The sequence below is a fragment of the Actinacidiphila paucisporea genome, assembly GCF_900142575.1.
Taxonomy (GTDB): domain Bacteria; phylum Actinomycetota; class Actinomycetes; order Streptomycetales; family Streptomycetaceae; genus Actinacidiphila; species Actinacidiphila paucisporea.
Map to the genome: position 1 here is coordinate 51,122 of NZ_FRBI01000033.1, position 21,808 is coordinate 72,929.

At 73.5% G+C, this 21,808-nt stretch carries 11 protein-coding genes; 3 read left to right on the forward strand and 8 right to left on the reverse strand.

The features are described 5' to 3' along the window. Positions 1–18 precede the first annotated feature (18 nt). The 4 genes from BUE44_RS31675 to BUE44_RS31690 all read right to left on the reverse strand — a co-directional run bounded on the left by BUE44_RS31675 (position 19) and on the right by BUE44_RS31690 (position 5,441). Complete coding sequence (locus tag BUE44_RS31675; RefSeq protein ID WP_079190264.1) at positions 19–1,800, reverse strand: dipeptide ABC transporter ATP-binding protein; 1,782 nt, start codon at positions 1,798–1,800, stop codon at positions 19–21. Beyond that, positions 1,797–2,852 carry an ABC transporter permease gene (locus tag BUE44_RS31680; protein ID WP_235002662.1) on the reverse strand — a complete coding sequence of 352 codons (1,056 nt, stop codon included), beginning with the start codon at positions 2,850–2,852 and terminating at the stop codon, positions 1,797–1,799. Before BUE44_RS31680 ends, BUE44_RS31675 begins: the two co-directional genes overlap by 4 nt. A gap of 223 nt (positions 2,853–3,075) precedes the next feature. Then, complete coding sequence (gene rfbH, locus BUE44_RS31685) at positions 3,076–4,383, reverse strand: lipopolysaccharide biosynthesis protein RfbH (protein ID WP_073502465.1); 1,308 nt, start codon at positions 4,381–4,383, stop codon at positions 3,076–3,078. Further along, entirely contained in the window at positions 4,380–5,441 is a 1,062-nt protein-coding gene (locus tag BUE44_RS31690; protein ID WP_322940900.1) for a Gfo/Idh/MocA family protein, read from the reverse strand. The genes rfbH and BUE44_RS31690 overlap by 4 nt, the downstream gene beginning before the upstream one ends. A gap of 216 nt (positions 5,442–5,657) precedes the next feature. Here BUE44_RS31690 and BUE44_RS31695 point away from each other — a divergent pair, with 216 nt between their 5' ends. Beyond that, positions 5,658–7,127, forward strand: coding sequence for an NDP-hexose 2,3-dehydratase family protein (locus BUE44_RS31695; RefSeq protein ID WP_073502466.1), 1,470 nt, complete (start codon positions 5,658–5,660; stop codon positions 7,125–7,127). Between the two features lie 35 nt (positions 7,128–7,162). Here BUE44_RS31695 and BUE44_RS31700 read toward each other — a convergent pair whose 3' ends face one another. Beyond that, entirely contained in the window at positions 7,163–9,058 is a 1,896-nt protein-coding gene (locus BUE44_RS31700) for a multicopper oxidase family protein (protein WP_079190266.1), read from the reverse strand. 313 nt (positions 9,059–9,371) lie between these two features. Here BUE44_RS31700 and BUE44_RS31705 point away from each other — a divergent pair, with 313 nt between their 5' ends. Next, positions 9,372–12,212, forward strand: a complete 2,841-nt coding sequence (locus BUE44_RS31705; RefSeq protein WP_200804583.1) for a helix-turn-helix transcriptional regulator — start codon at positions 9,372–9,374, stop codon at positions 12,210–12,212. After that, entirely contained in the window at positions 12,209–13,438 is a 1,230-nt protein-coding gene (locus BUE44_RS31710) for a 3-deoxy-7-phosphoheptulonate synthase (RefSeq protein WP_073502468.1), read from the forward strand. Before BUE44_RS31705 ends, BUE44_RS31710 begins: the two co-directional genes overlap by 4 nt. 5 nt (positions 13,439–13,443) lie before the next feature. Here BUE44_RS31710 and mhpA read toward each other — a convergent pair whose 3' ends face one another. From mhpA to BUE44_RS31725, 3 genes are all read right to left on the reverse strand, one after another. Further along, entirely contained in the window at positions 13,444–15,051 is a 1,608-nt protein-coding gene (gene mhpA, locus BUE44_RS31715) for a bifunctional 3-(3-hydroxy-phenyl)propionate/3-hydroxycinnamic acid hydroxylase MhpA (protein ID WP_073502469.1), read from the reverse strand. After that, entirely contained in the window at positions 15,048–15,827 is a 780-nt protein-coding gene (locus tag BUE44_RS31720; protein ID WP_073502470.1) for an arylamine N-acetyltransferase family protein, read from the reverse strand. The genes mhpA and BUE44_RS31720 overlap by 4 nt, the downstream gene beginning before the upstream one ends. A 5-nt stretch (positions 15,828–15,832) precedes the next feature. Beyond that, a partial coding sequence (locus BUE44_RS31725) for a type I polyketide synthase (protein ID WP_143172629.1) occupies positions 15,833–21,808 on the reverse strand: 5,976 nt, incomplete at its 5' end.

Below are 21,808 nucleotides of genomic sequence, written 5' to 3' on the forward strand. Positions count from 1 at the left end.
GGTTCGGAGGGTCGTGCTTCAGGACCGGGCACTGCCCGCGGGCGCACCGGGAACGGCGGCCAGCAGTGCCTGGGTGTACGGGTGGCTCGGACAGCCGAGCACCTCGTCCGCGGGGCCGCTCTCCACGAGCCGCCCCCGGAGCATCACGCCGACGTGGTGCGCGATCTGCCGCACCACGGCCAGGTCGTGGGAGATGAACAGATAGCTCAGGCCCAGCCGTTGCTGCAGATCGGCGAGCAGGTCGAGGATCTGCGCCTGGACGGAGACATCCAGCGCGGACACCGGTTCGTCGCACACCAGCAGGTCGGGGCCCAGCGCCAGTGCCCGCGCGATCGCGACCCGCTGCCGCTGCCCGCCGGACAACTCCGCGGGCCTGCGGCCGAGTACGGCCGCCGGCAGCGCCACCAGGTCGACCAGCTCGGCTGCCCTCGCGGCACGTTCCCGCCGGGTGCCGACGCCGTGCGCGGCCAGCGGGTCCTGGACGATACGGGCCACGGTCATCCGCGGGTTCAGCGATTCGTACGGGTTCTGGTAGACGAGCTGGGCGCGCCTGCGCAGCGGGCGCAGCGCACGGCCGTGCAGGTCGGTGACGTCCGCGCCACCGATGTGGACCCGGCCCGCGGTGGGCTCGGCGAGCCGCAGCAGCAGCCGGGCGACGGTGGACTTGCCTGACCCCGACTCGCCGACCAGCGCGTAGGTCTCGCCCCGCGGCACATCGAAGCTGACGCCGTCCACCGCACGCAGCGCCTCCGCGGTGCGCGGCAGGCGGAAGTCCTTGACCAGCTCCACGGCCCGGGCAGCGACCGGCGTGTCCGCCCGCTTCGCACCGTCCGGGGCGGGGGTGCGGTCCCGGACCGCCACCGGACGCCGTGACGTCGCGAACGACGGTGCCGCGGCGATCAGTTGCCGGGTGTACGGGTGCGTCGGGGCACTCACCACAGTTTCTGCCGGGCCCTCCTCGACGACCTCGCCGTGCGCCATCACCACGATGCGGTCGGCACGTTCCGCCGCGACGCCCAGGTCATGGGTGATCAGCAGTACCCCCGCGCCTGACGCGCGGGTCAACTCGCCGAAGTGATCGAGGATCTGGCGCTGCACGATCACGTCGAGGGCGCTGGTCGGCTCGTCCGCGACGATCAGCCGGGGCCTGGCGGCGATCGCGATGGCGATGAGCACGCGTTGGCGCAGCCCGCCGGACAGCTCGTGCGGATACTGGTGGGCCCGCCGTTCCGGGTCGGGTACGCCCGCGTCCGCGAGCAGCCGGAGCGCGGCGGCCGGCGCGCTGCGGCGGTCGGCGAGCCCGTGCACGGTCAGTGCCTCCGCGACCTGCCTGCCCACCCGCCACACCGGGTTCAGCGCGGTGCCCGGGTCCTGCGGGACCAGTGCGATGTCCCGGCCGCGCAGCGCGCGCCTACGGCGCTCGCCGAGGCCGGTCAGTTCCCGGCCGTCGAAGGTGATCCGGCCGCCGCCGATGCGCGCCGCCTCGGGCAGCAGCCCGAGCACGGCGTGCGCGGTGGTCGACTTACCGGAACCGGACTCGCCGACCACGGCGACCGTCTCGCCCGCGGCGACGCTCAGGCTCACTCCGCGCACCGCGGCGAGCCGGCCACGCCGCAGCCGGTAGTCGACGGCGAGGTCGTCGACGACGAGCAGCGGTCCGCCGTCGCCCAGCTGCCGGCCCGGTGCGGTGACCGGGCGCGGGGCGCCGCCGGCCGGGGAGCCTGATCCCGGGGACGACGCGCTGCCGGGGCGCGGGCGGCCGGCGGCGTAGGAAGCACCCTCGGGGGGCGGGAGGTTCATCGCTGGATGCTCCGTTCACCGTCGAAGGCCCTCGACAGGCGGTTCGCGGCGACCACCGTCGCGGCCACGGCCAGCCCCGGGAAGGTGGTCAGCCACCAGGCGACCCGCAGCGAGTCACGGCCCTCGGAGACCAGTGAGCCCCACTCGGGGGTGGGCGGCTGGACGCCGTAGCCGAGGAAGCTCAGCGCGGAGACCGCGAGGATGGCACCGGCGAACTCCAGTGCCGCCAGTGCCCACACCGGGCCGAGAGCGTTGGGCAGCACGTGCCGCAGCAGCACGCGGGGCCAGCGGGCGCCGCTGGAGCGGGCGGCGTCCACGTAGCGGCTCTCCCGGATCCGCAACACCTCGGACCGCATGATGCGCGCGCAGGTGGCGATGCTGGTCACGCCGACCGCGAGCGCCGCGTTGCGGGTGCCGGGGCCGAGCGCGGCGATCAGCGCGAGGGAGAGCAGCAGCGCGGGGATCGACAGCAGCATGTCGACGATCCGCATGATCAGCAGGTCGGCGGCCCCCCGGAGGAACCCGGCGAGCAGCCCGAGCACGGAACCGGCCAGCAGGCCGACAGCTGTCGCGGTCAACGCCGACAGCAACGAGATCCCGGTGCCGTGCACCAGGCGGGTGTAGAGGTCGCGCCCGAGCGCGTCGGTGCCGAGCGGATGCGCCCCCGACGGGCCGTGCAGCTTGATCGCCGGATCGACGCCCAGCGGGTCGCGCGAGCTGAACAGCCGGGGCGCGGCGCCGGCGGCGACGACCGCCAGCAGCCACCCGACGGCGACCACCAGGCCCGGCCGCCGCACGACGAAGGCGACCCGCTCGCCGGCCGCGGCCCTCCACCCGCGCCGCCACACGCCCCGGTCCCGGGCCTGGCCACCGTCCTCGCCGCCCGCGTCCGGAGCGGCACCGGGCAGGGCGGGCAGGTCGGCCAGGTCGGCCAGGTCGGGCACCCGGACGCCGGTGGCCGCCTGCGCGGTGGCGGCGGGGCGGCCTTCTGCGCCGGTGCCCGCGTCCGGCGCGGACGCCGGGCTCGGCGCGGAATCGGGGCGCAGTGTCACGGCCTCTCCTGATCGGTGCGGTGCGGTGCGGTGCGGTGCGGTGCGAGTGCGGTGCGGTGGGATGCGGTGCGGGTGCGATACGGGGTCGGTGGGTTGTGGCGGACGGCCTGCCTGCCGGCCCTGCCTGCCATCCCGGAAAAGTCTTTCGGTGCCGGGGCCGCTGCGACCCCCTGAGCACCCCCCTGTATCCGCCCTCACTTCGGGCGGTGCGCGGCCGGCGGCCTCAGCGGCGGCCGGCGGTGAAGTCGCGGATGGTCGCCGTCATGTAGTCGGTCATCTCACCGGTGATGCCCGGGTAGACGCCGATCCAGAAGGTCCGCTCGGTGATGGCGTCGCTGTTCCGCAGATCGCCGACGACCCGGAAATTGACCTCTCGGTACGCCGGTTGGCGCACCAGGTTGCCGGAGAAGAGCATCCGGGTGCCGATCTTCCGTGACTCCAGGTGGGCGATGATCTCCGACCGGGTGAAGGGTGCGTCCTCGGCGACGGTGAGCACGAAGCCGAACCAGCTCGGGTCGCTGCCGGGCGTCGGCTCGGGCAGCAGCAGCCCGCGTACGCCGTCGAGCCCTTCGCGCAGCCGCTGCCAGTTGCGCCGCCGCGCCGCCCCGAACTCGGGGAGTTTGTCCAGCTGGGAAAGGCCGAGCGCGGCCTGCAGATCGGTGCCCTTGAGGTTGTAACCCACCCGGGAGAACGTGTACTTGTGGTCGTAGCCGAAGGGCAGTCCGCCCAGCTGGTGTCCGAAGCGCTTGTTGCAGGTGTCGCTGGCGGCCGGCTCGCACCAGCAGTCCCGGCCCCAGTCGCGCAGCGACTCGACGATCTTCGCCAGCGCGACCCTGTCGGTGACCACGCACCCGCCCTCGCCCATGGTGAGGTGGTGCGCCGGATAGAAGCTGGCGGTGGCCAGGTCGCCGAAGCTGCCGGTGGGCCTGCCGGCGTAGGTCGAGCCGACCGCGTCGCAGTTGTCCTCCACGAAGTGCAGACCGTGCTCGTCGGCGAGCTGCCTGACCTCGGCGGCGGGGAAGGGGTTGCCCAGCGCGTGGGCGATCATGATGCCCCGGGTGCGCGGCCCGATGGCCTCGGCCACCCGGTCCGCCGTGGTGTTGTACGTGCGCAGGTCCACGTCGACCATGACGGGCACGAGGCCGTTCTGCACGATCGGGTTCACGGTGGTCGGGAAGCCGGCCGCGACGGTGATGATCTCGTCCCCCGGCCGCAGCCGCCGCTTGCCGGTCTCCGGCTGGGTGAGCGCGGTCAGCGCCAGCAGGTTCGCCGAGGAGCCGGAGTTGGTCAGATGCGCCTTGCGGCGGCCGAGCAGCTTGCCGAATTTCCGCTCGAAGAGCGTCGCGGCCGGTCCCGCGGCGATCCGCATCAGCAGCGCGGCCTCCACCAGCGCCGCCCGGTCGTCCTCGTCGAAGACGGCGCCGGAGGGCAGGATCGGGGTACGCCCGGGGACGAACTCCTGCTGCGCCTCCTCCTCGCGGTGGTATTTGCGGACGAGTTCGAGTATCAGGTCCTTGTCGGTCGCGCTCATACTGATCCCATCCGCTCACGGGGTCGGCCGTCGGGCAGCAGGAGCGCCAGCTCCCGTACCCGGTCGACGAGTTGGGCCTGGCGGAGCACGGACTCGCCTTCGAGTCCCGAGGGTTCGCCGTGCCGGATCCGGGCGACGAACGCCGCCACCACCCGGGCGAACTGGTCCTCGGCGGGCAGCGTCAGCTCCTCGACGCGGCTCTGCTGCTCGATTCTGATCACCGGCTGGTGGGTGGGCGGCGGGGTGTACGCCCACTGCACGGAGATCCGGCCCGCGCTGCCCCACAGGGCGTACTGCGAGCGGTACGCGTGCCGCATGCCCCAGCTGAGCTGGCCGGTGACGCCGCCGGGCCCGGTGACCAGCGCGGCGCCCGCGGTGTCCACCGCCCGCTCCCGGTCGACGTCCAGCGCGGCGCCGACCACCTCGACCTCGGGGCCGAGGTGCAGCAGCGCGGTGCGTACCGGGTAGACACCGATGTCCGTGAGCGCGCCGCCGCCGATGTCCGGCCGCCAGCGAATGTCGCCGTAGCCCTTGGAGGGGAACGCGAACTCGGCTGTGAGGGTGCGCAGTTCGCCGATGACACCCTCGGCGACCAGTTCCCGCACCCGGGCGTGCTGCGGGTGGCACAGGAACATGAAGCTCTCCAGCAGCACCAGGCCGCGCGCCTCGGCGAGCGCGACCAGCGCGGCGGCTTCCCCGTACGTCGCCGCCAGCGGCTTCTCCGAGAGCACATGCTTGCCGGCCAGCAGCGCCCGCTCGATCCACTCGGCGTGCAGCAGCGCAGGCAGCGGTACGTAGACCGCGTCCAGGTCGTCGCGCGCAAGCAGCCGGTCGTAGCCGGCGACCGGCTCGCCGCCGAAGCGGTCGGTGAAGACCCGTGCCTTGTCCGCGTCCCTGCTGGCGACGGCGGCCAGCGTCACGTCGGGGTTCGCGGTCAGCGCCGGCAGCATGCGCCGCCAGGCGATTCCCGCACACCCGACCACGCCGATCCGCAGGCGTCGCGCCGGGGAGCCGCTCGCAGAACGGCTTTCCTGCAGACTCAGGCGTTCCGTGCCCACTGCTTGACCTCCGGATTTCCCCTGGCCGATGCGTCCGGGGTGTACCGGACGACATCGAAGGTAAGAAGGGAATTCCAGGCAGGTCAACCCCCTCCCGGCTGCGGTGAAACCCGGCGCCACCCCCCTAAACGGCCCCTCAGTTTACTTTTCCGCGGACTTCGGAAATGCCGCCGCAGGCATAGTGGGCGACATTGTCCGGCTTCTCTTGGAGGCTCGATGTCCGGCATCCTGACCACGCCGACCGCGGACCGGCTCACCGCCGTGCGGATCACCGAATCGGCGCTCGCCACCTCGGGGGTGGCGAGCCTCGCGGAGTTGCAGGCCTGGCTCGCCGAACGCCGCAGGACCGATGTGGCAGCCGTGGAACGGGTGCCGCTCGACGACCTGGAGCGCTGGCACACCGATCCCGGCACCGGGAACATCGTGCACGACACCGGGAAGTTCTTCCGCATCGAAGGGCTTTCCGCGCAGGTCGGCGGGGCCGCCGTGCCGGCCTGGACCCAGCCGGTCGTCAACCAGCCGGAGATCGGAATCCTCGGAATTCTCGCGAAGGAGTTCGACGGCATCCTGCATTTCCTGATGCAGGCGAAGAACGAACCGGGGAATTTCGACGGTGTCGAGATATCGCCCACCGTGCAGGCGACCCGCAGCAACTACACGCAGGTGCACCGCGGAAATCCGGTGCCCTACCTGGAGTATTTCCGCGACTCCGGGAGCGGCTCCGGGCGGGCCGCCGGCCGGCACCGGGTCGTCGCTGATGTGCTGCAGTCGGAGCAGGGTGCCTGGTTCTTCCAGAAGCGCAACCGCAACATCGTCGTGGAGACCGAGGAGGACGTCGAAGTCCTCGACGGATTCGCCTGGTTCACCCTCGGGCAGATCCATCTGCTGCTGGCCAGGGACGCGGTGGTGAACATGGACGCCAGAACGGTGCTGTCCTGCCTGCCCTTCTCCGGTGCCGGGCTCGCGGCCTCCTTCCCCTTCCCGGGGCAGGACTTCCGCAACGCGCTGCTGCGCTCGTGCAGTGACGACGCCGGCGGTCTGCTGAGCACCGGGGCGATCCTCAGCTGGATCACCGAGACCAGGACGCGGCAGGAGGTGCGGGCCGGCACCGTGCCGCTCCGCGACGTCGAGGGCTGGGTGCGCGCCGGAGGCACCGTGTCGCACGAGTCGGGGCTGTTCTTCAACGTGATGGGCATCAGCGTGCGGGCCGGCCACCGGGAGATCGGCAGCTGGTGCCAGCCGATGGTCGAGCCGATCGGAATCGGCGTGAACGCCTTCCTGGTCAAGCGGGTCGACGGAGTGCTGCACGCCCTGGTGCATGCCCGGGTCCAGCCCGGCTACCTCGACGTCACCGAGCTGGCGCCGACTGTACAGGCCACTCCCGGCAACTACTCCTGGCTGCCCGCGGCGGCCCGGCCGCGCTTCCTCGACGAGGTGCTCGCGGCGCCGCCGGAGGCGATCCGCTACGACAGCCTGCTGTCCGAGGAGGGCGGTCGGTTCTACCACGCGCGCAACCGCTACCTGGTCATCGAGACCGACCCGGGCCACGCCGAGGACCCGGGCGCCGACTTCCGCTGGCTGACCCTGCACCAACTGGTGGGCCTGCTGCGCCACAGCCACTACGTCAACGTCGAGGCGCGCAGCCTGATCGCCTGCCTGCACAGCCTGTCGGGCGCGGCCGGCTGAGCCGCCGGCCGCGCCCGCCGCAACACGCGGCCGGATCAGTGCTGGTGGGCGCTGTGCTGGCCCATCCGGGCCAGCACCTCCTTCGGGGCCACCACGAACGGCCGCATCATGCCCTCGTCCTCGTGCTCCAGGATGTGGCAGTGGTAAAGGTAGCGGCCGGTGGCCCCGGTGAACTGCCCGGCCAGCGTCACCGCTTGCAGCGGTTCGACCCTGACGGTGTCCTTCCAGCCCTGCTCCTCGGGGCCGAGCACCCCGGGGGCGCGGTAGGCCGCGGTCCAGCGCACCACGTCGGAGCCGGTGTCGGTGGTGGCGGAGACGTCGTAGATGTCCCGGCCGAAGGCCTGGAAGCCCACCAGGTGGATGTGCGCGGGATGCCCGGGTCCGGTGAGGTGGACGAAATTCCACACCTCCCACCCGTCCTTGGCGACGAAGAAGCCCACCGGGTCCTCGAAGGTATGGGCGCTCCTGCGGAATGACCGCGCGACGCCGTCCCTGCCGGTGACGGTCACCAGCCGTTCGCCGTTCTGCGGCAGGTAGCCGGCCGGGGTGGGGGACAGCTCCCAGATCTCCGGGTGCCCCAGCGGTGTCCCGTCGTCGGTGGAGAACGCGATCCACCGCTCGACGTGGTCGGCGGGGATGTCGGCCGGGGTCAGCCGCCGGAAGGACGGTGACAGCACCGCGGGCAGGGTGAAGGTGTCGGTGGACGGCGCGGGACCGACCCTGAACTGCAGCACCTCGGGTCCCAGCGGCGAGACACCGCTGGTGTTGGTGTCGATCAGCCGCAGCCGCGCACCCGGGAACGCCCCGAAGTTGATGAGCACGTCGGCGCGTTCGGCCGCCCCCAGCGTCAGCGCGTCGAGGTGGACAGGCGCGGGCAGCAGGCCCTGGTCGCCGCCGATCTGCACCAGCGCCCCCGGCACCGGCGTCAGCGTGCCGTCAGCGTGCTCCAGCCGCAACTCCAGGGTGTACTCGCGGGTGTTGGCCGCGTTCAGTACCCGGAAGCGCCACCAGCGGGCGTCCACCGGGACGTACGGCCAGATGACGCCGTTGACGACGTTGTAGGGGCCGATGAAGGGCAGGCTGAGCCGGCTCGGGTGGTCGGCGTCGCCCCCGTCGATGTAGCCGATGCGGTGCAGCAGCCGGCCGTTGGGGACGCCCGAGGCGTCGGTGTCGATGTTGCGGTCGGCGATGATCAGCGGCACCTCGCGACTGCCCGACGGCAGCTTGAGCGCGTCCTCCTCCGCGTCCCTGATCAGGTACTGCCCTGCCAGGCCGGCGAAGACGTTGAAGGCGGTGATGCCGTTGGCGTGGTCGTGGTACCACAGCGAGGTCGAGCGCTGGGCGTTGGGATACTCCGACAGCTGCGCCTGTCCCGGCGAGACGCCGTTCTCCGTCCAGCCGTCGTTGCCGCCGCCGGTGACCGAGCCGTGCAGATGCACCACGTTCCAGGCCGGCAGCGCGGCCACCGCCGGGTCGGGCGTGGCGCTGCCGCGGCCCGGGGCGAGCAGCGAGTCCAGGCCGGTGAAGGGCACCGCGATGGCGGTGGCCGGGAAGCTGCCGCTGATCCGGTTCTCCCAGGCCACCCTGATCCGCTGGCCGCTGCGCACGTCGATGGTCGGCCCGGGCACGGATCCCTCGTACGCCCACACGGGCGTCGGCGGCAGCTCCGAGTGGTACTGCACGGTGGTGGCCAGCTGGCGGATGGTGACCGAACTCGTCGACGCGGTCGGTCTGATCACCGGGGGTATGCGTAGCGGATCGCGGAATTTGGTCAGGTTCGTGCCGGTCGCGGGTTGTGCGGTCCGCGGTCCGCCCCGTTCCGGTGTGGTCCTGAAGGAGGCCTGGGCGGCGGATGCGTCGCTGCGCGGCAATGCGGCGGCACCGAGCGCCGCGGCGGCGGTTCCGGTGACGAACTGGCGGCGGTTGGGCATGTGTCGGGGTCCTTCCCCTGCCGTTACGGGCGGCTGTTGGTGCCGATCGTGTGTGCGAGACGGCCCTCGGCGGGAGGTGAACCGGCGAGCTTAGGGGGATCGGCCCCGGCGGACCGGGGTTTACGGCGGTGCGGTGCGCGGGCCGGGCAGTCCGAGTGGGGGGATCGTGGGCGCGCGGTTCCCGGCCAGTGGGTGCCGCCCCCTGATGATGGGAACGGGCCGACGGGCGGCGATTATCACTTCCACATCGCACACCGCCGCCCGAGGCCGGCACAGCACGCGGCTCAGGATCATGACGCCTTGGGAGTGTCGAGTGGTTTCGCTGGTGGAACGGGACGAGCACATCACCCACCTGGACAGGCTGCTCACCGGATGTCTCACGCGGACCGGACACGCGGTCCTCGTCGAAGGCCCGGTCGGCAGCGGGAGGACCGAATTGCTGCGGACCTTCGCCGAGCAGGCGGAGCAGCGCGATCTCCTCGTCCTCGCCGCCAGTTGTTCCCCCGCCGAGCGCCTGCTGCCGTTCGGCGTCGTCAACCAGCTCCTGCGCAGCCCCGGTTGGCCGCCGCAGCACGCAGAACCGCTGGCCGGGCTGCTCGACACCCTCGGTGGCGTCCCCGCCGGCCTTGTCGCCGACGGCGGCCCGCACCGGCCGCCGGACCTGGTCCGCGCCTGCCACGAGGTGACGCAGGCCCTGCTCGCGCTCGCCGCGGACACCCCGCTGGTCATCACCGTCGACGACCTGCGCAACGCCGACCGTGCCTCGCAGCAGTTCCTGCTGCATCTGGTGCGCCGGCTGCCGCAGGCCGCGGTGCTGCTGGTGATGACCGACGAGACGGTGCTGTGGCCCGCGCACCGCCGATTCCGCGCCGAACTGTCCGGGCACCAGCACGTCGACCGGCTCCGGCTGGCACCGCTGACCGCCGCCGGCGCCCAGCAGCTGGTCACCCGCGGTCTCGGCGAGGAGAACGCCCGCAGGTCCGGAGCGTCGATCCTCGCGGCGGCCGGCGGCAATCCGCTGCTGCTGCAGGCCCTGGCGGACGACCACCGGCACACCGGCGACGCCCCCGGGCAGGGCTATGCGCTCGCGCTGCTCGGCAGCCTGCACAGGGCGGAACCGACCATGCTCGACGTCGTCAGGGCGCTCGCGGTGCTCGGCGACGACACCGACGGCACCGAGGTCGAGCAGTTGGTCGGCGGCCCCGACGGCACCGGGTCAGCCCGCGAGGCACTGCGGGCGCTGGACGCCGCCGACCTGCTGCTCGCCGGACGCTTCCGGCACCCGGCCGCCAGGGCCGCGGTCCTGGACGACCTGACGGCCGCGGAGCGCTCCGCCCTGCACCTGCGCGCGGCACGGCTTCGCTACGACCGCGGCGCCGGTGCGCCCGCGGTGGCACGGCACCTCATCGAGGCGGCCCGGGCCAGGGGACAGGCTCCCGGCCCGGCGGCCGACGACCAGACACAGGCCCCCTGGGCGGCGGCCGTACTGTCGGAAGCCGCCGAGCACGCGCTGCTCGACGACCGGGCGCAGCTCGCCGCGGACTGCCTGCGGCTGGCTCACCGGGCCGCGGGCGACGAGCCCACCCGAGCGGTACTCCGGTCCCGGCTGGCCCGCGCCGAGTGGCAGCTCGACCCGTCCGCCGCGGCCCGGCACCTGGCGCCGCTGACCGCCGCGGCGCGGGCCGGCCACCTCGACACGGCGGCCGGACTCGTGCTCGTACGCCAGCTGCTGTGGTACGGGCGCACCGACGAGGCGCTGACCGTACTTGACCTGCTGCGTGCCAGGGCGGGCGCCGCCAACCCCGGCAGCCTCGGGGAGGCCGCCGCGCTGCGGGACGCCGAGGTGTGGCTGGCGTACACGCATCCGGCGCTGGCCCGCGGCCGGCGTACCCCCGCGCTGCCCGCAGACCTGCGCCACGCCATGGTTGCCCCCGGCACCGACCCGCAGCTGCAGGCGGCGGCGGCGCTCGCCGACGCACTGGCCAGGGGCCGCGCGGCGGTGAGCGCGGACCGGGCCGAGGAGGTGCTGCGTGACCAGCACCTGCACCGCAGGAGCCCGTGGGCGGAGGAGTCCGCGCTGCTGGCGCTGCGGGTCCTGGTCCAGGCCGACCGGCTGACCTCGGCCGCGGCCTGGAGCGAACGGCTGCTGCGGGACGCCGAGGCCCGCGACTCCCGCACGGCGCGGGCCGTCTACGCCGCCGCCCGCGGTGAAGTGGCCGCCCGGCAGGGCGATCTGGCCCGCGCGACCGAGCACTGCAGGGCTGCGCTCAGCCACCTCACGCCCAAGGGCTGGGGCATCGCGGCAGGCCTCCCGCTGGGCACCCTCATCCTGGCCGCCACCCGCACCGGGGAGCACGAGGAGGCGGCCAAGCAGCTCACCCACGCGGTGAGCGACGCGATGTTCCAGAGCCAGTACGGGCTCCACTACCTCTACGCCCGGGGCCACCACTACCTGGCCACCCGGCACAGCCATGCCGCGCTCGCCGACTTCCTGTCCTGCGGCGAACTGCTGCGGGAATGGGGCCTGGACGGGGCCGGACTGCTGCCGTGGCGCGTCAACGCCGCCGAAGCATGGCTGCGGCTGGACAACAAGGACCAGGCCCGGCGGCTGATCCACGAGCAGCTGGGCCGACCCGGCGTCGACGGGTCGAGCACCCGCGGCCCCGCGCTGCGGCTGCTGGCCGCGGCCGGCCCCCCCGGGCGCCGGCTGCCGCTGCTCACCGAGGCGATCGACCTGGCCGAGGCATCGGGCGACCGCTTCGAACAGGTCCGGGTGCTGGCCGACCTCAGCCGCGCCCACCAGGCCAACAACGACAAGCGCCGGGCCAGGCTGCTGCTGCGGCAAGCGCTGCACGTGGCGAACATGTGCGACATGAAGCCGCTGGCGCAGGAGTTGCTCTCGGTCTCCGCCGACCTGGGCGGGGCCGAGTCGATGGCGGACGGCATGGACGGCATCGGCGTCCTCACCGACTCCGAGCGCCGGGTCGCCTCGCTCGCCGTCCTCGGCTACACCAACCGGGAGATCGCGATCAAGCTCTACGTCACACCGAGCACCGTCGAGCAGCACCTGACCCGGGTGTACCGCAAACTCGGCATCCGCCGCCGCAAGGACCTGCCCGCGGATCTGTGGGCCAACCTGAGGAAGACGGGATGACGCAGATGACGCAGCCGACCCAGGTAACCTCGGCCGCCGTGCGGTCGCCGGCCGCCCAACAGCCGCAGTGGCCCGACCCGTCCCGCGTGCGGGCCGTGCGCCGGACACTGCGGGCGCTCCCCGCCCCCGTCGCCCCGGAAGGCGTCGACCGGCTGCGGGAGCGGCTGGCCGAGGTCGCGCTCGGGCGCGCCCTGCTGCTCCAGGGCGGCGACTGCGCCGAGACCTTCGCGGGCAACACACCCGCGCACATCAGGGCCAACCTGCGGACGCTGCTGCACACCGCGACGCTGCTGGAGGTCGGCTCCGGGCTGCCCGTGGTGCCGGTGGGCCGGATGGCAGGGCAGTACGCCAAGCCGCGCTCCAGCCCGACCGACGCCGCGGGGCTGCCCGCCTACCGTGGCGACATCGTCAACTCCACCAGCCCCACCGCCGCCGCCCGCACCCCCGACCCGGACCGGATGCTGCGCGCCCGCGCCGACGCGGTGGCGACGCTGGACGTCATGGCGGCGGTCGCGGCCGATGCCGACACCGAACTGTTCGCCAGCCACGAGGCGTTGCTCCTGGACTACGAAGTGCCTCTCGTTCGGCAGGCGGTGGACGGTACGCGATACGGCCTGTCCGGCCACTTCCTGTGGATCGGCGAGCGCACCCGCCGCCTCGACGGGGCGCACATCGAGCTGGCCCGGGGCCTGGCCAACCCGGTGGGCGTCAAGGTGGGTCCTGCCACCACGCCCGCCGAGGTGCTGGGTTACGCCGACGCCCTCGACCCGCACCGGACTCCGGGCCGGCTCACGCTGATCAGCCGGATGGGCGCGGACCGGGTCGCCGAGGCGCTGCCGCCACTGGTCGAGGCGGTCGCCGCGGCCGGCCACCCGGTGATCTGGCTGTGCGACCCCATGCACGGCAACACCCGCCTGTCGGCGACCGGTTACAAGACCCGGCACCTCGACACGATCCTCGCCGAGACCCGGGGCTTCCTCGACGTCCACGCGGCCCTGGGAAGCCACGCGGGCGGCCTGCACCTGGAATTCACCGGCGACGACGTCACCGAATGCCTCGGCGGCTCGCAGGGCCTGCGCGACGAGGACCTGCCGGCCCGCTACAGCACCGCCTGCGACCCGCGGCTCAACGCCCGCCAGTCCCTCGACCTGGCGTCCGCCGTCGCGCAGATCCTGCTGGACGGCCGGCGCCCGGCGGAGCGCCGCGAGGCGGCCTCCGCCGGCTGACCCGGTCAACCCGCCACGGGGATGTCCACCGCCAGACGGGCTCGCAGGTCGCCGAGCAGCGCCGCGAGCCCGTCGCGGTCCCGGGCCCCGCCCACCGCGTAGAAGTCCGGCCTGACCAGCACGGCGGCGGCGCCGGACGCCGCCAGATACGGCAGATAGACCCCGTCGGTGTCCTCGACCGTTCCCGCACCCCGCGCCCCGGCCGGCACGAGGTGCACGATCCGCGCCCCCAGGAGCCGGAGGATCTCGCGCTCCTCCGCGCCGAGCAGCAGCGCGGCCGGCCGGTCGGTGAGCAGGACGAAGCCCCGACCCACCACCTCGTCGAACCAGCCGGACTCCCCGCCCGCGGACACCCGCCCCTGCGGTACCAGTTCGCCCGCGGGCCGCACCGGGCGGCCGTCCCCGCCCAGCCGCAGCAGACCGCCGTCGAGGGCCCGCACCGGCGTCCGCGGTCGCGCCGCGCCCACCTCCCGCCGCCCGGCCCGCTCCTGCGCGGCCAGCATCACCGTGTCCCGGTCGCGGGCGGCGGCCGGGTCGGTCTGGCAGATCACCTTGCCCAGGTCCATCGACATCCGCAGCGCGTGCGATACGTGCTCGCGCCGTTCCTCGGTGTACGTGTCGAGCAGCCCCGCACCGCCCCGGCCGGCGAGGACCAGGTCCAGCTTCCAGGCGAGGTTGGCGGCGTCCCGGAAACCCGAGCACATGCCCTGCCCGGCGAAGGGCGGCATCAGATGCGCCGCGTCACCGGCGAGCAGCACCCTGCCCTGACGCCACCGGTCGGCGTAGCGCGCCTGGAAAGTGTAGACGGCGTGCCGCTCCAAGGTCGCGTTGTCCCGGTCGATGCCGAACAGGCCCAGCAGCCGCCAGGCGTTGCTCTCGGAGCCGAACTCCTCGGCGTCCTCTCCCGGGAGCCGCATGAACTCCCAGCGCCGGTGTCCGGGTCCCGCCGACACGGCGGTGCGCGGCCTGGCGGGGTCGCACACCTGCAGGTTGTTCGGCTCGAAGACCCGCGGCTCGTGCAGCGCCACATCGCAGGTCAGCCAGTCGTCGAAGAAGGCGAAGTCCGTCGAGGTGATACCGAGTTCGCCCCGGACCAGGCTGTTCGCACCGTCGCAGCCCACCACCCAGCGGGCGGTGACCGTGGCCGGCCGGTCGCCCTCGACCCGTACCGTCACCCGGTCGCCGTGGTCGGTGAGCCCGGTCACCCGGCTGCCGCGCAGCACCCGCAGCGTCGGGAGCGCGGCGCCCCGCTCGGCCAGCGCCGCCTCAAGTCCCGGCTGGTACACGGAGGTCGAGTCGGGCCACCCGGAGTGGCCGTGTTCGGCCACATCGACGCGGAAGAGGGCGCGCCCCTCCGCGTTGTGCCACACGTAGTCCCTGGACGGCTCGGCGATCGACGTCAGCGCCTCGCCGACGCCCGCGGCGGCGAGGACCCGGGCGGACTCGCCGTCGAAGGACACCGCACGCGGCATCGGATACGGCTGCGGCCACCGTTCCAGCACCGTGACGCGGTGCCCTCGCGCAGCCAGCAGGATCGCGGTGACCTGCCCGACCGGCCCGTATCCGACGACCACGACGTCCGCGGTCTCCGCCGCGGCTCCCGCGTCGCTCACCGAACGTCCTGGCGCAGGATGTCGGCCAGGACGCGGGCGTAGTCGTCGGCGTCCACGACGCCGCGCATCCGCTCATGGCCGTTGTCCACCGTGACCAGGCGCCGGCCGATGAGGATGCGCTGCCCGCCGTCGAAGGCCCGGCCCCGCACGACGATTCCCGTCCCCGCGAGTTCCCGCGCGAAGCGCGCCAACTCCGGTGCGGGTACCTGCCATTCGGACAGCTCCCGGGGCCGCGGGTGGAAGCGGTAGACCGCCTGCCAGCCGCTGGTCCTGCCCTTGCGCTGCACGACGTGGTAGCCGTCGGCCCGGACGATCCTGAAGTCGTTGCCGTACTGGTGGCTGACGGTGTCGGGCTCCACCGGCAGTGGTTCGAGGTAGGAAGGCCCGACGAAGCCCACGTCGGCCAGCAGCAACCGCCCGTCCAGCCGGACGTAGTTGAAGACATGCTCCAAGTCGGGCCCGAAGGTGCCGTCCACCTGCCTGATGCCGGCAGCCAGCACGCCCGTGGCATAGCCGAGCCGGTCGAGCAGGCGGCGGAACAACCCGTTGAGCTCGTAGCAGACCCCGCCGCGCCCGCCCAGTACGATCGCGTCGAACACGGCGTCCACGTCGATGTCCACGCCCGCCCACAGCTCCGTGCCACGGCCGGAGTTGAGGGAGGAGTCGTAGGGCAGCGCGATGAGGTGCCGCTTGTGCAGCTCGCGCAGCGTGTCCCAGGTGGGTTCGGGCCGGCCGCGGAAATCCAGTGCCTTGAGGTAGGTGTCGACGGAGAACACGGAGGTCAGCTCCCCTCGTTCGTCGAGCCGGCGAGCAACGTCCCGAGCTGCGAGGCGACGTCGGCGGGTGTCGGCTGGTCGAAGACCAGCAGCGCGGGCAGCTCCAGGCCGGTCGCCGCCTGCAGCCGGTTGCGCAGCTCCACGGCGGTGAGCGAGACGAAGCCGACGTCGAAGAACACGGTGTCCGGGCCGACCGACTCCGCCGCCTCGTGCCCGAGCACCGCCGCGGCCTCCCCCCGCACCAGGTCGAGCAGTACCGCGGCGCGCTCCTGCGGTGCCAGCCCCGCCAGCTTGCGGGCGAGCGCGGCGCCTGGTGCCGCGTCGGTCGCGATGTCGTCAACGTCGGTGCCGGTGTCCATGGGAGGCGCTCCTGAGGTCGTCGTGGCGGGAGCCGACTCCAGCCAGTAGTGGCGGTGCTGGAAGGCGTAGGTGGGGAGGTCGGCGGGGCGTACGGGGCCGGCGTGGGCGAAGGCGGGGGTCCAGTCGACGGTGATGCCGCGTACGTACAGCTCGGCGGCGGAGAGGAGGAGTCGGTCGAGGCCGCCGTCGTCGCGCCGGAGGGTGCCGGTGACGACCGAGGGCCGGCGTGGCGCGGCGAGGTCGAGGGCCTCCGAGAGGCTGTGGGCGAGGACGGGGTGGGGGCTGACCTCGATGAAGGCCCGGTAGCCGTCGGCGGCGAGGGCGGTGGTGGCGTCGGCGAAGCGGACGGTGTGGCGGAGGTTGCGGTACCAGTAGCCGGCGTCGAGTTCGGTGCCGTCGAGCCAGCGGTTTTCGAGGGTGGAGTAGATGGGGGTGTGGGCGGACTGCGGTTTCACGTCCGCCAGGAGGTGCGCGAGGTCGGTCTCGATGGCTTCGACGTGGGAGGTGTGGGAGGCGTAGTCGACGGGGACGCGGCGGACTCGTATGCCTTCGGCTTCGTAGGCGGCGACGAGGGTGTTCAGGGCGGTGGGGTCGCCGGCGACGACGACTGAGGTGGGGCCGTTGACGGCCGCTAGTTCGATTCCGTTGCCGAGGCGTTCTTGGACGGCTTCGACAGGGACGGCGAGGGAGACCATGCCGCCGCGGCCTGCGAGGCCGCGGGCGATGGCTTGGGAGCGTAGGGCGACCACGGCTGCGGCGTCTTGGAGGGTGAGTGCGCCGGCGATGTGTGCGGCGGCGATCTCGCCCTGTGAGTGGCCGACCACGGCCTCGGGTGTGACGCCGAGCGACTGCCATACCCGGGCGAGGGAGACCATCACCGCGAAGGACACCGGTTGGACGACGTCGACCCGGTCCAGCGACGGCACACCGTCCCGGACGGCGTCGAGCAACGACCAGTCCACGTAAGGAGAAAGGGCTTCGGCGACCAGGCCCAGGCTCTCCGCGAAGACCGGCGACTCGGCCAGCAGCGCCCTCCCCATCCCCGCCCACTGCGCCCCCTGCCCCGGGAAGACGAAGACCCGGCGGCCTTCCACGTCCGCCGTCCCGGTGGCGAGCAGCGGCCCGGCCTCGCCACGGGCCAGCGAGGCAAGACCGTCGAGGGCGGACGCCCGGCCGGCCGCGACGACGACAGCCCTCTCCGGCAACAGGGTGCGGGCGGTGGACAGGGTGCGCCCGACACCGGCGGCGTCGAGCCCCGGCCGCCCGGCGGCGTACTCCGCCAGTCGCCGAGCCTGTGCCCGCAGCGCGGCAGGTGTCGCGGCGGACACCGGCCACGGTACGACGACCTGCCGGGACCCCTCGGCCTGCACGGTGCCGGACGGCTCTGCGGCGTCCGTTCCCCCAGCCTCCGTACTCGGTCCTGTCGGTGGCCCCGTGCGCTCCGACGCGGCTTCCGGCTCCTCGATGATCACGTGCGCGTTGGTGCCGCTCACCCCGAAGGCGGACACGCCGGCCCTGCGCGGCTTGCCGTCCCCGGCGGACCATTCGCGGTCCTCGGTCAGCAGCCGGATGCCGCCGGACGACCAGTCGATGTGCGAGGACGGGGTGTCGGCGTGCAGGGTGCGCGGAAGCCGGCGGTGGCGTATCGCCTCGACCATCTTGATGACGCCGGCAGCGCCCGCAGCGGCCTGAGTATGACCGATGTTGGACTTCACCGACCCGAACCACAGCGGCCGTTCGGCCGGCCGCCCGGCACCGTAGGTGGCGAGCAACGCGTGTGCCTCGATGGGGTCGCCCAGCGGGGTACCGGTGCCGTGCGCCTCGACGGCGTCCACATCGGTGGCCGACAGCCCGGCGTTGGCGAGAGCCTGCCTGATCACCCGTTCCTGGGAAGGGCCGTTGGGCGCGGTCAGTCCGTTCGACGCGCCGTCCTGATTGACGGCGGAGCCCCGCACCACCGCCAGCACCTCGTGTCCCGACCTGCGGGCGTCCGACAGCCGTTCGAGGAGCAGTACGCCCACGCCCTCCGACATGCCGAAGCCGTCCGCGGTGTCCGCGAAGGCCTTGCTGCGGCCGTCCGTGGCGAGTCCGCGTTGCCGGGAGAACCCGATGACACCTTCGAGGGTGGACATCACGGACGCGCCGCCGGCCAGCGCGAGGTCGCACTCGCCCGCACGCAGCGCCTGCGCCGCCAGGTGCAGCGCGACCAGCGACGACGAGCAGGCCGTGTCGACGGTCACGGCCGGACCTTCCAGGCCCAGGGTGTAGGAGAGCCTGCCGGACAGGACGCTGCCGGCGTTGCCGGTGACCAGGTAGCCCTCGTCCGCCTGGCCGCCGGTGCCGTGGGTTCCGTAGTCCTGGCCATGGGTGCCGATGAAGACGCCGGTCGCGGTGGCGCGCAGCGCGGCGGGGTCGATGCCGGCGCGTTCGAGCACCTCCCAGGAGACTTCGAGCAGCAGCCGCTGCTGCGGGTCCATCGCCAGCGCCTCACGCGGGTTGATGCCGAAGAAGGCGGCGTCGAAGTCGGCGATGCCGGGCAGGAATCCGCCACCGCGGACGTACGTGCGCCCTGCCACGTCGGGGTCGGGGTCGTAGCTGCCCTCCAGGTCCCAACCGCGGTCGACCGGCAGCGCGGTGATGGCGTCGCCGCCCGACGCCACGAAACTCCACAGGTCGTCGGCGGAGTCGAGGCCGCCGGGGAACCGGCAGGCGGTGCCGACGATCGCGATCGGGTCGTCGGCCGGCGTGGCGCGCGGCTGTTCAAGGGCAGCCGGCGCTGACTGCGGTGCCTCGCCGACCAGTTCGGTTCGCAGGTGGGCGGCCAGAGCGCTGGGCGTCGGGTAGTTGAAGACCAGTGTGGCGGGCAGCCGCAGTCCGGTGGCGGCGCCCAGGCGGTTGCGCAGCTCGACCGCTGTGAGGGAGTCGATGCCGAGTTCCTTGAACGCCCGCTGCACGTCGAGCGTCGCGGCCGAGGCGTGCCCGAGCACGGCCGCGGCGGTGTCGCGCACGACGCCGAGCAGCAGCTCGTCGCGCTCCCGGTCGCTCAATGCCGCCAGCCTCGCGGCCAGCGGGGCGCCGCCGCCGTCCGCGGCGGAGGTGACGGCCAGGCGCAGTGCACGGCGGCTCGGCCTGGTGGGCGCCAACTCCCGCAGCAGAGCAGGCGTGTCGCCGCCGGCGCGGCCAAGGGCCGAGTAGTCGAGGCGGATCGGGACCAGCGCGGCCCGGTCGCTCTCCAAGGCCGCGTCGAAGAGTCCCAGACCCTGCTCGGCCGACAGCGGCCTGGTGCCGGACCTGGCCATCCTGGCCAGGTCCGTTGCGCTGAGCCTGCCGCCCATGCCGGCGCTCTCGGCCCACAGCCCCCAGGCCAGCGACACGGCCGGCAGCCCGAGGCTGTGGCGGTGGGCGGCGAGCGCGTCGAGGAAGGCGTTGCCTGCCGCGTAGTTCCCCTGGCCCGCACCGCCGAGGACACCGGAGGCCGAGGAGTAGAGGATGAAGGCCGACAGCTCCAGGTCCGCGGTGAGTTCGTGCAGATGCCAGGCGGCATCGACCTTGGGACGTAGCGCGGTTGCCCAAGCGTCGGCATCAAGTGCTCCGATGACGCCGTCCGCGACGACCCCGGCCACGTGCACGACCGCCGACAGCCGCTCGGCGACCGATGCGACGACTGCGGCAAGCGCGTCCCGGTCGGCGGCGTCCGCGGCCACCGCCCGTACCTCCGCGCCGAGCCCGGACAGCTCCGCGAGCTGCGCCTCCGACACGCCGCTTCGACTGATGAGCAACAACTCCCTGACGCCGTGCGCCCGTACGAGGTGGGCGGCGAGCAGCCTGCCCAGGCCGCCGGTGGCGCCGGTGACCAGCACGGTGCCGCCCGCGAGCCGCGACGGGAGGGCGGGGGAGGGCTGTTCCGCCCTGCGCAGCCGGGCGACCGAGCGCTGCCCGCCGCGTACCGCGATCTGCGGCTCGCCCGGCAGCGCGGCGTGCGCGGCGGGAGCGGCGGCCGGGTCCTCGGCCTCGACCAGGACGAAGCGCTCCGGATTCTCGGACTGCGCGGCCCGTACGAGCCCGCGCACCGGTTCGTGCACGAGGTCGCCCGGCCGTGTCACGACGACCAGGGTCGATTCCTGGGTCCGCGGGTCCGCGAGCCAGTCCTGCAGCGCCCGCAACACTTCGCCCCCCACGGCGTGCACGCGCTCCGGCACCGTTGCCCGCCGGTCCCCGTCCCCGACGGGGAGCAGGACGACCGGCGGTGGGACGGCGCCGCCCAAGTCGGCGTGGTAGGCCCAACTCCCGCTGTCGGCGGGCTGGTCGGCGGCGGGCGCCGGCACCCAGACGACCTCGTGCAGCGCCGCTTGTGACGGGACCAACCGGGCGGGGTCCACCGGGCGCACGGTCAGCGCGGCCACGTCGACAACTGGCGCACCGCTGTCGTCCGCTGCCCGCAGAGCAAGGGTGTCAGGTCCCGCGTGGGCCACGACGACCCGCAGCGACCGTGCGCCGGCCGCGTACAGCCGGACGCCCGACCAGGAGAAGGCGAGCCGTGGCCGGTCCGGCTCGGGGAAGAATCCGGCTGCCGTGAGCGGGTGCAGGGCGGCGTCGAGCAGCGCGGGGTGCAGTCCGTATCCGGTGGGCTCGGTGCCTGCAGGCAGGCGGAGTTGGGCGTACACGCGGCCGTCGCGGGTCCAGGCAGACTCCACGGCGCGGAAGGCGGGGCCGTAGTCGACGGTGAGCCGGTCGTAGAGCCCTGCCAGATCGAGCGGCAGCGCACCGGCAGGCGGCCATTGCACCAGGTCCGTGCCAGTCAGGGGGCTGTCGGACGTGGGGGAGTCACCAGGGTCCGCGACGAGCACACCGGTGGCGTTCTCGGCCCACTCCCTGCCCGCGCCCGTGCCCGTACGCGTCAGCAGCCGTACGGTCCTGCGGCCGTCGACCGGCTCGGCGACGTGCAGTTGCAGGTCGATGCCACCGCCGTCCGGCACCACGACGGGCGCCGAGATCGTCAACTCCTCGACCACCGGGGCCGCCAGCGTCTCTCCAGCGTGCACCAGCGCGTCCAGCAGGGCCGTCCCCGGCACCAGCACCGCCCCGCCCACCCGGTGGTCGGCGAGCCACGGCAGACCGCGGGTGGTCAACCGGCTGGTGAAGACCGCGCTCTCGCTCCCGGCCAGGGTCAGCCCGGCCTCCAGCAGCGGGTGTCCGGCCGCGTCGAGTCCGGCATCCGCCAGGTCACCGCGTGCCGGACCGGGTTCGAGCCAGTAGCGCTTGTGTTGGAAGGCGTAGGTGGGGAGGTCGGCGGGGCGTACGGGGCCGGCGTGGGAGTAGGTGGGGGTCCAGTCGACGGTGATGCCGCGTACGTGGAGTTCGGCGGCGGAGAGGAGGAGTCGGTCGAGGCCGCCGTCGTCGCGTCGGAGGGTGCCGGTGGCCACGGTGGGGTCTTGGGTGTGGTTGTCGAGGGTTTCGGTGATGCTCGGCACGAGGACGGGGTGCGGGCTGACCTCGATGAAGGCCCGGTAGCCGTCAGCGGCGAGCGCGGTGGTGGCGTCGGCGAAGCGGACGGTGTGGCGGAGGTTGCGGTACCAGTAGCCGGCGTCGAGTTCGGTGCCGTCGAGCCAGCGGTTTTCGAG